Here is a 12286-nt window from a genome sequence, read left to right as displayed (position 1 = left end):
GTTTAATATCTTGATTAAATAGACATTTTAACATGCTACTTTTCAGCAATAACACATAAAGTTTTACTATCATTTCTTAATTCCGCTCCTGCCACATCTCCGAAATATCTTAAGTTCCTGAATCCAGCCTGAAACAACACTTTTTCTAATTCCCCTATGGTAAAAGTATGTTCCCAAAGATTGTAGCAAGTGGTTAGGCTGTCTGTTGCTACAATATATTGATTAAGGAATGTATTGCATTCATCATAGCGATAAAGGGATTGCAACAGCAAATATGGATGTGCACTCCAAAAACCACTATCCTCATAACTCCACTTTTTGATTTCTTCTCTGCCAACATACTCAAATGGAGTAAACACATCAAATATAAAGTAACCGCCATGAGTTAGTATATCATAAACTTTAGTCAGTAATAACTGACGTTCACTACTGGATAGTACTCCAAAATCACAATAAATCATAGTAATTAAATCATATTTACCTGAAAGTGGAGACTGAATATAGTCACTGTTTAAATATAAAATATCTAAGCCTTTTTCTCTCGCATTTTTCTTTGCATATTGAATTGAATTTTGTGACAAATCCACCCCCGTCACTTGATAGCCTTTATTAAGAAACATCTCTGCATAGATACCAGGTCCACAGCCCAAGTCTAATAATCTATTATGCTGTGCAGGTGGTACTTTATTGGAAATCCAGTGGGCAGATTTACGAACAAAATCCAGTTTACGTGTTGCAGATTCTAAATGGGAATCTAAATGCGCTTTCAACATGCCTTGAGATATATGAGGATCATCCCAAAATTTTGCATCAGTTCTATCATACAGCGGAGGTCTATGGGCAAACTGCTTCATAGCTTTTAACATAATTCATTCATCCTCTCTTTTTGCAAATTAAAAAAAGCTGCAGAAAATTTCCCACAGCTAAAAATTTGCATTCCTATTCTGTGTGGAAAATAAATAATCAGCTGGGCATAAAAACAAAACCTGCTTGAATTCACAGGAAAATGATTTATGCAATTCAAGATTATTTTAGTTTCCACGTTTCACTTATACTGCCGATTTAGCAATATGAAAGTGCGCCGGACTGAACCAACCCCTTCTGTAATATTACTTTTTATTATACAGGGATTCCGTTGTTTTTGCAAGAAAGTATAACTCCACCTAGCCTTAAAAAAGAAATGCTTGTAAAATCTATTTTTCTTTAAATAGAATGAACGATTCGTGAAATTGCTTCCTCCTCATTTTTCACAAAAAATATATCTTTACCTTTATTACATTCATAAATATAGTCTTTTAACGCCTTACTGCTATAAGCAGCGAAGTCACCAATGATGGCAATCTTCATTCCATAGTTCACATATTTTTGAACAATTTCTCCTGCAAGGCGAGTACTCAAATCAAAGAAATCTTCAATGATCGCTTCTTTATGAATAATAATAGCATTACAATGATATTCATACCAAATGGTAGCCATCAAATCCAACGCTGATTGCACATTACTGATAATTAGTGACTTTTCTTGCACATATGCTATACCATTTTTCTGATTAATATCAATTTTCATTTGGAACCTCCTTTCATAATTCATTTTGAATTAAAACATCGCACATTTGCCAGTGCATTCTCGTCTCTTTTTGAAAAAATCCCCTGAGATGTTGGTAACAATTGTTCCATTCTCTTTATAGTGTCATGGGAAGAACAAGGCATTGAAAAACTTCTAATCATTATCATCTGTAAATAAAAATATTCACTGTTTCTATATTGAAATCCATTTCGAATACCCTTTTGATTACTTTAGCAATCCGCCTTATCTAACAGCGTTATAATTGATAACATCTCATTGATATATTCAGTATTTCCCCACAAAAAAACTTTACAAACCAAAGCAACATCATCATATTTTATATGAATGGTTGCACCCTCCATCTTTACATCTTTGTTGTTCATAACAGCGATTAAAGTATTTGAAATCCGCTCAAATTTCGTCTTATAAACTTCTTTTATATCCACAACTGCAGAAATACTAATTCTATTGTTTACATAACTTTTAATATGATTATTTGTATATAGAATTTCACTATCTTTAAAATCAATGCTAGTACTCTCTGTGTCTTGCTTCTTCTCTAAAGATGAATTCCTTCCTACGAAAACGTCCAAGTCCTCTCTAGTAATTCGCCATTGCTTACCTACTTTTACGGCTTTCAATTTACCACTGTTGATAAAGCCACGAATTGTTTTATGGTGTAAGCCTAGAGCATCTGCAACCTCATATATTGTCAAGAAATGATGATCCATTAAATCCACACGCCCCTCTATCGTTTAAACAATAATTTACACCAAAATATTATTAAAGTCAAATTATTTTTCTATTTGTTTAACTTTATTGCAATTTAATATAAATAAAAAACGAAATTATCTTCACATGTACTATCAGAAAATTTCTACATATAATAGCCTCGTCTTTTTTTTATGCTATACTATACATATATATTGGTGAAAACAAAAAGGAGTGGTCAAGATGACAAATATTCAAGAGTACCTTGAAAACTTGGAAAATGGCGACGATAAAAAAGCTTACCAATGCATGAAAAAATTAGAGAGTGAAAGTGCTATTTCTCCACATGTCTATCCATTCTTTCATATATTTGAAGAAATGCTCAGCAATACAAATTCATATATCAGAGTAAGAGCACTGATTCTGATTGCTGCCAATGCAAAATGGGATCATGATAATAAAATTGATGAAATCATTGACTCCTATTTAAAGCATATCACCGATGAGAAACCCATTACTGCAAGGCAGCATCAAGGTATTGCCATCCATTGCAAAATATAAACCCGACTTAAAAAACCTTATTGAAAACGCATTATATAAAGCAGACCTGACAAAATACAAAGAAAGTATGCGCCCCCTTGTGGAAAAAGATATACAAAAGGCCTTGTTTGATATAAGAAATTCTTAAAACTGAAATCACCATGAAATCATAATGGCAAAAAAGGTCGAGAGTTTTCCAAATGCCAAATGCTAAAATTTGTTTATAAGGAGGTGCAAATATGGAGGAGCACAGAGAAGCTGTACAGCGTATGCAAGACTATATTGCAGAGCATTTATGCGAGAATATTACCCTTGGGGATTTATCACGAGTATCCTTGTTCTCCCCTTGGTATTCCCATCGTCTTTTCACCCAGTTTACAAATTTAACACCTGCCGATTATATTCGGCGTTTTCGACTATCAAGGTCGGCACTAAAGCTGCGTGATGAATCCTGCAAAATTCTTGATGTTGCATTAGAACTTGGTTTTGGCAGTGTGGATGGATATCAACGTGCTTTTTTTCGTGAATTTGGCTGCAATCCGCGGGAATATGCCGTTTCCCCTATTCCTCTTTATCTTTTCACCCCTTATGGCGTAAAGTATAAAGCTATCCGAAAGGAGAATAAAATGGAAAACGTAAAAAATGTATTTATTCAAGTTATTGAGAAACCAGCAAGAAAAGTTCTTATCAAACGAGGAATCAAGGCAGCCGATTATTTTGCCTACTGCGAAGAGGTTGGCTGTGATGTATGGGGGCTGCTTTTAAGTATGAAATCCATTAGCAAAGAGCCCGTTTCCCTTTGGCTTCCTGCAAGCTATATCAAACCCGGCACCTCAGAATATGTACAGGGTGTTGAGGTTTCAACAGATTATGCAGATGTTATTCCGGAAGGATTTGACGTAATTGACCTTCCCCCTGCAAAATATTTAATGTTCCAAGGGGAACCTTTTCACGAAGAAGACTATTGCAAGGCTATTGAACAGGTTTGGGAAGCAATTAAAAAATATGACCCATCTGTAATTGGCTACGCTTGGGATAAAGATAACCCACGCATACAACTGGAACCAATTGGTACAAGAGGCTATATTGAATTTGTAGCAATTAAATAAGTAGAAAACAATTTTTTCAAGTAGCATGGGCTGACAAACAACCCGTGCTACTTTGTGAACTGTGCATACTAGTTCAAAAGATAGATAAGACAACCCATGGTAAAATAAAGAAATTTCTAATAAGCAATGGAGATGATTTATTAATGCAAAAATATATTGCGCTATTACGAGGGATCAATGTAGGGGGTAAAAACAAAATCTCAATGCCAGAGCTAAAAAAGACTTTAGAAGACATTGGCTTTCAGGATGTAATTACCTATATTAATAGTGGAAATGTCATTTTTTCCAGCACCATTGATGATGGGGAAAAAATTAAAAAGTGCTGTGAATTGGCAATAAGTAATACGTTTCAATTAAATATTGCTGTTACAATCATATCTGCCCAAGAATTGACTGTTGCTCTGCAAAATGCTCCTTCTTGGTGGGATAATGATTCGCTCTCAAAACATAATGCAATTTTTGTGATACCTCCTGCCACTGCAATAGAAATTCTGGAGCAAATTGGCATTGAGAAACCGGAATATGAAAAAGTAAGCTTTTATGGACAAGTTATCTTTTGGTCTGCACCAATCAAAACTTTTTCCAGAACAAGATTGTCAAAAATTGTAGGAAAGTCTTCATATAATAGCATCACCGTAAGAAATGCAAATACAACAAAAAAACTACGACAGCTTTTGGAGTAATGCTTTAAAATATGCAAAGACAAGGCCATCCTGCTTTCGTAAAAATTGTGTTGAGGTAATGGCATGTCCCTACAAACTTTCCTATGGAAAAAGGAAATAAAATGAGATTCTGCATTCGTTATGAACCAGCTACTGTTTCAGCTGCCGCCACCATTGATTAACTTAAAAAAGGAGTGAAGGAAAATGATAACTGTGAGACCAATGAAAACAGCTGATTTAACTGTTTTTCAGCAGTGGCTATATACTCCCCATGTGGCAAAATGGTATCAAGACCCTCTTAGTTGGATTGCAGAGGTAGAACAGCAAGATGCTTTTTTCAACTGGATACATCATTATATTGCTGAGCAGGATGAAAGGCAAATCGGCTTTTGTCAGTATTACGCTTGTTTAGATAGTGAGGAGCCTTGGGGAGGCTATACAGAAATGGGTGGCTCATATAGTATAGATTATATGATTGGTGAAATCGATTATATTGGTAAAGGCATTGGTAAGGAAATAGTACTTCTTCTAATTGAAAAAATAAAACAGCACAATGATGCAAAGCGCATAGTTGTACAGCCTGAATCAGAAAATAAGGCATCTTGTGGCGTATTGCTATCTTGTGGCTTTCAATATGACAAAGAGAAAGATATTTATGTTCTTCCGCTAGAATTCTAAAGATTAACATTGGCTAAAATAGTCATCCTTGAAAACTTACTCTATTTCAAATCAAGCTGTTCTTATCTGACATGATGCAACGGCTACCGCTCCACTTATGAAATCATAGCCTTTGCTAAAAGTATTGGCCAGGTAGAAAAACTAGAGCCCATTGAGAGGCATGGAGATGTACCCATGATTGTTTCCTGTTTGAACAGAAATGAGGAACTTGAACAAATTAAAGCAAAATTGGATAGCTTTTTAAAGAGTGGGGCCGTTTCCCTTGGCATTATTCTAAAAACAAATAGTGCGGCAAAAGAAATATACGAACTTTTAAAACATGATTATGATATTCAGCATATTTCCATGGATAGCACTCATTTCGGAAATGGTATCTCAGTTGCTTCTGTTCAAATGTCAAAAGGGCTGGAATTTGATGAAGTAATTATTCCAAATGTGAATGAGGATGTCTACTGTAGCAATTATGACAGAGGTTTACTCTATGTCGCCTGTACGAGGGCTATGCATAAATTAACATTGCTTTATAGCAAAAAACCCTCCTATTTTCTTTTTTCACATTTGAAAGAGAGCTCTGATAGTAACTGAGATTTTAAATAATGAAGGAATGGAAAGAATATTGTTTTTTTAACCCTTATAATTAAAAATATCTGGAATGCTTTTCTTTTAATTCATTGTATTATTGAATCTTAAATGAAAGAATGCAGGTTTAACAAAAAAGGTTTTACGACTCTACGGAGCGTTTATTGAAAATTCGTCTTGCAATCTCTACAATGAAGCCAAGGTTGCAGAATACATGATTAAGACTAACAACCTGTATCCCCCACTTAAATTTAATTATTCCCCTGCAAATGTAGCGAGGTTTAAAAGGAGAACAAAATACAATGAAATTTATAATATTTAACGGTAGCCCTGCTGGGGCAAACAGCAACACAAACGTTATTTCAGAGGCTTTTTTGAATGGTGCGAAAAAAGCCGGTGCTGAAACAGAAAATATATTTTTAATAAACAAAAAGATTGGGCACTGCAAGGGATGTTTTGCCTGTTGGTTTCAGACACCAGGCAAATGTGTGATGCAAGATGATATGGCAGAGCTCTTAGACAAATATAATTCCGCTGATGTGGTTTGTTTTGCAACTCCTGTTTATACCTGGAACATGACAGCAGCCTTGAAAAATTTTGTTGACAGGCTTGCACCTTTGAAAAGCCCACTAATTGTAAATACCAACGATAGTTTTGACCTTGCTGATTCTAAAACAAAGACACAGCAATTTATGGTGATTTCAAACTGCGGTTTCCCGGGAAATAATAATTTCGAAACCATGAAAGCTGTGTTTGCAGCCTGTAATCCTGTACTCGAAATCTATCGAAATTGCGGTAAGCTTTTAATGAGTCAAAAGAAAGAAATCAAAAAAACGGTGAATGTGTATTTGCAAGCTGTGGAACAGGCAGGTTTTGAAATGGCAACACAAAATTATGTTTCTGATGAAACAAAGACAAAACTGGAAATGCAGCTCATGTCCATACCAGATTATGTGAAATATATCGGGATGTAATCAAGAAAAAGCAGACCTTTGGAATGCCAATCGTAAGAAACCGTACTACACCGTATTCTACGGTGTAGTATTTTCTTTGAACCATAAGAACATTTCAAAATTTGAATACAGATACAGGAAAGGATTAAAATAGAATAGAGTGGGATTATTTTAGGTAAATTATCCATGAATAATGCAATAAAAAATCGGTGAGTTTCCACTAAACAATTTAGAAAAAGTCCGTTTAATTTGACATACTGCTGTCATATTATATATGCTATATTATATTCAAATAAAATATGAAATGGAGAGATTATTACTTTGAAAAACTATGACAATTTTTTTCTTCCAGTAGATGATTTAGAAAGTGCGATAAAATATTACTCCGAAACCCTTGGTCTAAAGATAAAATTTAATTTTTCTGATAAAGGCATGGTAGCCTTTCATGTAGGAAACGAAGAGCCCGCTATTATCTTAAAAGACAAAAAAAAGTTCCCTGACGTGAAACCAACAATATGGTTTGTGGTGGACAATGTGCCATCTGAGTATGAAAAACTGAAATCCAAAGGAGTAACATTCTTAACAGAACCCTTTCCAATTGGTACTGGTACAGCTGTAGAATTTGATGATGCATTTGGAAATCGTTTAGGGATTACAGATTATACAAAATGAATATCCTATACAATTATTTCCCCATCAAGTTTGGGCATCTAACCATTTTTATGGCTAAATGCCCTCTTATTATCTAAAGAAGCGAGAAAAAGCTAATGTAAATCATACAACATCAGCGCACCCCTGCTTTGAATGTATTTCTAAGATAAAGCACTTAAAGAAACTGAGTGGGTATTTAAAAACAGGTCAAAATGAAATACACCTGTTTTATAGTACAATATACTCATGTGAATCCCCTCTTACCAGCATTCTTTACTTAGATATTTTATTTGGCCAGTAGCAAACACCTACATCCAGCGCCCGAGGTTTGTCCAGATGAAAGTCGGCATATCGGCAATACCAGCACTGCTTCAAGCCTTCAGGGGCACCAGTTCTTGCCTCAAAAGTCGGGCAAACCTGCTTTGGCCATACGTTGCCCTCAGCATTCGGGACTTCTAAGGCCATATCCTCACGCCTGCGTTTTTCCATTCCATCATGCTCCTTTGCACTCAAAATATGTGGATTTTCTTCAAGTATTGTGAAGATGATACGATGAAGAACAGAAAAAATGAGTCTTTACACTTAAAAGACTCATTTTTACACTTAGAAATTATATTACCTCGCAGTCTCAATTACTTAACAGTATGAAGTGAAATATTTGACACCACACTGTCAGATTCAAGCAATGATACAATTTCATCATAATCATATTTTTTGTTTTTTATGGCAGCTTTTATTTTATGAGGTAAAGCTATATCCAAAGCATCCGTAGTAATTTCGGCATCAACAATATAACCATCCTTCACTATGAGAAATAAATCAACCTCTCCCCAGGAAAACCGCTTCGAAACATGAAGATCAAATTCAGGTGAGGAACCAAAATTCCAATCCCAGCTTTCAAACCCCCTCATTCTCTCCTGTAAATCCTTGCTTTTTTCATGTTCCACGAAATCCTCATTGACCCACTCTATAACGGAATCCTCTCCCTCTGGCACAAATTTACCAGTTAAGGAATGTATAAGGTTTTCAACTTTAATTTCTGGGTTTAGTTCCTTAAGATTTTTCACTCTGGCTTTCACAGAATCTATCCCTTTGGATCGTAACTTTTGCTCAGAAACAGTTAGAAAGCTGTTTAGCTTTTCTAAATTAGAATCAATCAGCAAAGTCCCGTGGTGACAAAGTATATTGCCTTCTACAAAAAATGCATTACCTGATACCTTGTTTCCCTGCACCAGAATGTCATTTTTTCCGCTGAAAACAGCATCAATTCCAGTTGAGGCCAAAGCATTTATTATAACACTGATATTTTGTTCAACTTTTTTTTCAGAAAAAGGGGATATAAAAGTGAAATTTAAATTACCCAAATCATGATAGACAGCTCCACCGCCTGACAATCGTCTGACTAGTTTTCCCTGTTGAAAACTTAATTCCTGTAAATTACATTCTTTCCAAGGATTCTGGTTTCTTCCTATCACAACTGTATTCTGATTTTGCCACAAGTAGAGAATCTGTTCATTTTTTTCAGCATTACGAACAAGATATTCCTCAAAAGCAAGATTGAAATATGGATTATGGCTTTGTGAAAGAAAAACCTTATACAAAATGGATAGCCTCCCCGGTGATTCCTAATATGGCCTCATGCACAGATTCTGCCGTAGTTGGATGAGCAAAAACAAGATGACTGAGGGTTCTATAATCCGTCTTATTCTGAATATAGTAGGTAAAATTCGAAACCAAGTCCGTTGCTCCAGGCCCAATTATGGCTGCACCTAAAATCCGGTGGTCTTCCTCATGAGAAAGAACTTTTACAAATCCATTCTGTTCTCCTTGGCTTAATGCCTTTCCGTTTGCGGCAAAAGGAAACTTACTTATTTTATAGGGTATTCCCAGACGGTTCGCATCCTTTTCAGAAAGACCAACCATACCAATCTCCGGAGATAAAAAGACAGCACTTGGAATAGCAGAATAATCCATAACACTCGTTTTTCCCATGCAATTTTCAGCAGCAATAATGCCTTGATGGCTGGCAACGTGAGCAAGTTGTATTTTATTGGTAATATCTCCAATTGCATAGATTCCATCCTTAGATGTAAGCATATGCTCATTCACTTCTATACCATTCTGCTTTGCGTTTAATGCAACCCCAAGCTCTGCAAGATTAATGGAGGATAAATTCGCTCTTCTGCCAACCGACATTAGAACGGTTTCCCCAACAACAAAATGTTTTTCTCCTTGTGAGAACATAGTGATTGCTTGTCCGTCTTCTGCCACAGAAATTTCCTCAACTTTAGCTTTTGTGTATATCTTTATTCCTCTTTGCCTGCATTCTTCTGTAATCACTTCAATGATATCTGCATCAAAATTTGCTAGAATATCATCAAGAAACTCTATAACTGTCACCTTACTGCCAAAGGAATTAAATATAAACGCAAACTCCATTCCAATGACTCCGCCACCAACAATGGTGAGTGACGTAGGAATCTTATTAATATTTAGAATTTCTTCATTTGTAAAAACCATTGGCAAATCTGCTCCGGGAATATTCAATTTTGAAGGAGATGAGCCTGTTGCAATAATCGTGTTCTTTGCTTGGATGGAGGCTTCAATCTTATGGTTTTTCACGGAAATCATATCTTTTGTAACCGTAGCCTCTCCTTCAATGAAACGTATTTTCCAGTAGTCCAAAAGAGAATGAATCCCGGTGGATAAGGTTGATACCACAGCATTCTTTCTGCTGACAATCCTCTGAATATCAATGGTCATCTCTCCAGCTTTTATTCCAAATTCATTACTTCTATGCATTTCATCATAAAGATGTGCTGATTTTACAAAGCTTTTTGTGGGAATACAACCGGAGTTCAAGCAAGTGCCACCGATTTTATTTTTTTCTATCACTACAACACTTGCCCCTAATTGTGCTGCCCTGATGGCCGCAACATAACCACCAGGACCACCGCCAATCACGGCAACATCGCAAGTGATTTCTTCTTTTCTAGGTTTTGCAAGACCGAAACTATAGCCTTTCTTTGTCGCATCAGGTGCTATATTGGCTTTTTCTCCATCAATTTCTGCAACGGCTTCGCCAATTTTAACCTGCTGACCTTCTTCAATCAATATGTTTTGTATTGTTCCTTCATATTCAGACTTTACCAAAAAATTACCTTTCTTGGATTCTGTATTGAATAAACCATCACCTACTTGTATTTTTTGACCAGCTTTCATTAAAATTTTACCCACTTTTGCACTTTTATCTTCACCTGATAATTTATTCAGTATGATTTTCATCATCTTACCCTCCTTGAAAAAAAAGGAGCGATTTATTTAAAAACGCTCCCTGTTTATGTTTATTTAAATTCGTTTTCAAATTCTGCAATGCTCTCTTTTAACAAAGTAACGGAGTATGCCATGGATGGACCACCGCCAAAAGCAACAGCAACCATAGCAGATTCTAAGATTTCTTCCTTTGTTGCACCGGCTTCAAAAGCTTTATAGGTATGGTATACAATACAATATTCACATCTGGTATAGCATGCAATTCCTACACTCATCAATTCTTTTGTTTTCACATCCAACGCCTTTGGTTCATAAGCAGCGCCAAGCAACCCCATAAAAGCATTCACCATTTCGCCGTTTGTTTCTCCAAGGCTTCCAAGACCGCCAACAAAATTATTTAATGTTTCTCTCACATTACTTGCCATTTCAATTCCTCCTTTAATTTGTTTTAACTAATTAGTATACTTATTATTAGTATATTTATCGTTAGTATAGCAACTTATTATTTGCTTGTCAATCTTAAAGTAAAAAGATTTTTCTTCCAACAAACTTCCCTTATCGTATGTTTACAATGGTGATTACTTCATCTTTAGAAATAAAAAATGACCTTTTTCAAGGTCATCGTTTATATATATTATTTTATTGTTTTTTCTCTATATTATTAAGCATTTTATCTAAAACTTTATGGAAAATTTCTACGTCCTCATCGGAGATATCTTCTAGCAAAAGATCACTAAATTCCTGTCCGCAGTGCATTAGCGACTCTGCCTTCAGCCGTCCAGCTTCCGTAAGCTCCAGAATCTTCATTCGTTTGTCTTTTTGGTTTTCAATCCTTCGAATCAAACCATCTCTTTCCATTCTATCTATCAGTCTTGCCAGAGAAGGATCCTGTATATTCATCAGTGAAGCCAATTCCTTCTGGCTCATTTCTTTATCTGTATTTAGCAAAAAATACAGAGCAATCCATTGTATTCTGGTTGATCCGTATTTTATCATGCGTCTGTTGAAATCCTCGGTGACAATTTTAATTGCTGATGTAGTTACAAAGCCAATACATTTTGATAAATCAAAGTCCACTTGTTTGATTACCTCCTTTGATGATAGAAGAAGTTCTAATTAAGACATTCTATCAAAAGAACGAAAAAGGTGCAAGTTTAAAATCAGTATTTCTTAGAACACCAAAAGAATACGGTTAGATTATCCAATAAAAAAAGGCATTTCCTTATTAATAAAGAAATGCCTTTCTTTCATCTTTATCCGTACAAGAGGTTAAAGAGTATTTCATTCATTCAGACATTACTAACCATACAACACCATTACCACCACAGAAAAAATGATTCCGTAACTTGCTAAAATTGCTCAAAATAGCTATTCCATTGATAATGAAGAATTTTATATTGGTTTAATTTGCGTTGCTGTTCCTGTTGTATGATTATAGCGGTAAAATCGTGCGGGCATAAGTATCAGCGGGCCATCGGAACGAATGGTTCAAAAAAAGATCGATGATGTTTTACCCAAGTTAAAAAATCATGCGAAAAGCTATCTCTTCATTTTGGGTTCAGAT

General features: G+C 35.4%; 15 protein-coding genes. 7 read left to right on the top strand and 8 right to left on the bottom strand.

The genetic code is table 11. The annotated features are described in order from the left end of the window. Nucleotides 1–35 precede the first annotated feature (35 nt). The 3 genes from NE558_RS02340 to NE558_RS02330 form a co-directional block, all read right to left on the bottom strand. Nucleotides 36–866, bottom strand: coding sequence for a class I SAM-dependent DNA methyltransferase (locus tag NE558_RS02340; RefSeq protein WP_256148304.1), 831 nt, complete (start codon nt 864–866; stop codon nt 36–38). 337 nt (nt 867–1203) lie between these two features. Beyond that, the gene (locus NE558_RS02335) at nt 1204–1566 is read right to left on the bottom strand and encodes a DUF4180 domain-containing protein (RefSeq protein ID WP_256148303.1); all 363 of its coding nucleotides are present in this window, start codon (nt 1564–1566) and stop codon (nt 1204–1206) included. Between the two features lie 230 nt (nt 1567–1796). Further along, the gene (locus NE558_RS02330; RefSeq protein WP_256148355.1) at nt 1797–2297 is read right to left on the bottom strand and encodes a helix-turn-helix domain-containing protein; all 501 of its coding nucleotides are present in this window, start codon (nt 2295–2297) and stop codon (nt 1797–1799) included. Nucleotides 2298–2520: 223 nt separating this feature from the next. Between NE558_RS02330 and NE558_RS02325 the strand changes: the two genes are divergently transcribed. The 7 genes from NE558_RS02325 (at nt 2521) to NE558_RS02295 (ending at nt 7470) form a co-directional block, all read left to right on the top strand. After that, the gene (locus NE558_RS02325; protein WP_330643370.1) at nt 2521–2838 is read left to right on the top strand and encodes a hypothetical protein; all 318 of its coding nucleotides are present in this window, start codon (nt 2521–2523) and stop codon (nt 2836–2838) included. 218 nt (nt 2839–3056) lie between these two features. Continuing rightward, nucleotides 3057–3926, top strand: a complete 870-nt coding sequence (locus NE558_RS02320) for an AraC family transcriptional regulator (RefSeq protein ID WP_256148302.1) — start codon at nt 3057–3059, stop codon at nt 3924–3926. A gap of 143 nt (nt 3927–4069) precedes the next feature. Beyond that, nucleotides 4070–4609, top strand: a complete 540-nt coding sequence (locus tag NE558_RS02315; RefSeq protein WP_256148301.1) for a DUF1697 domain-containing protein — start codon at nt 4070–4072, stop codon at nt 4607–4609. Nucleotides 4610–4792: 183 nt separating this feature from the next. Next, complete coding sequence (locus NE558_RS02310) at nt 4793–5266, top strand: GNAT family N-acetyltransferase (RefSeq protein ID WP_256148300.1); 474 nt, start codon at nt 4793–4795, stop codon at nt 5264–5266. Between the two features lie 174 nt (nt 5267–5440). After that, entirely contained in the window at nt 5441–5851 is a 411-nt protein-coding gene (locus tag NE558_RS02305) for a 3'-5' exonuclease (protein WP_256148299.1), read from the top strand. A gap of 296 nt (nt 5852–6147) precedes the next feature. Further along, a complete protein-coding gene (locus NE558_RS02300; protein ID WP_256148298.1) occupies nt 6148–6819 on the top strand; it encodes a flavodoxin family protein in 672 nt (223 codons plus the stop codon). A gap of 300 nt (nt 6820–7119) precedes the next feature. After that, nucleotides 7120–7470 (top strand): VOC family protein, encoded by a 351-nt coding sequence (locus NE558_RS02295; RefSeq protein ID WP_256148297.1) that lies wholly within the window; start codon nt 7120–7122, stop codon nt 7468–7470. A 252-nt stretch (nt 7471–7722) separates the two neighbouring features. Here NE558_RS02295 and NE558_RS02290 read toward each other — a convergent pair whose 3' ends face one another. From NE558_RS02290 to NE558_RS02270, 5 genes are all read right to left on the bottom strand, one after another. Continuing rightward, nucleotides 7723–7938, bottom strand: a complete 216-nt coding sequence (locus tag NE558_RS02290; RefSeq protein WP_256148296.1) for a hypothetical protein — start codon at nt 7936–7938, stop codon at nt 7723–7725. Nucleotides 7939–8081: 143 nt separating this feature from the next. Continuing rightward, nucleotides 8082–9050, bottom strand: coding sequence for a lipoate--protein ligase (locus tag NE558_RS02285; RefSeq protein WP_256148295.1), 969 nt, complete (start codon nt 9048–9050; stop codon nt 8082–8084). Further along, complete coding sequence (gene lpdA, locus NE558_RS02280; RefSeq protein ID WP_256148294.1) at nt 9043–10734, bottom strand: dihydrolipoyl dehydrogenase; 1692 nt, start codon at nt 10732–10734, stop codon at nt 9043–9045. Before lpdA ends, NE558_RS02285 begins: the two co-directional genes overlap by 8 nt. Nucleotides 10735–10793: 59 nt before the next feature. After that, entirely contained in the window at nt 10794–11147 is a 354-nt protein-coding gene (locus NE558_RS02275; RefSeq protein WP_256148293.1) for a carboxymuconolactone decarboxylase family protein, read from the bottom strand. Nucleotides 11148–11361: 214 nt separating this feature from the next. After that, nucleotides 11362–11799, bottom strand: a complete 438-nt coding sequence (locus tag NE558_RS02270) for a MarR family winged helix-turn-helix transcriptional regulator (protein ID WP_256148292.1) — start codon at nt 11797–11799, stop codon at nt 11362–11364. Between the last annotated feature and the right edge of the window lie 487 nt (nt 11800–12286).

This window comes from Anaerotignum propionicum (genome assembly GCF_024461735.1).
GTDB lineage: Bacteria > Bacillota > Clostridia > Lachnospirales > Anaerotignaceae > Chakrabartyella.
Note: the sequence above shows the minus strand (reverse complement) of the source record. Positions and strands in the feature narration are given on the sequence as shown.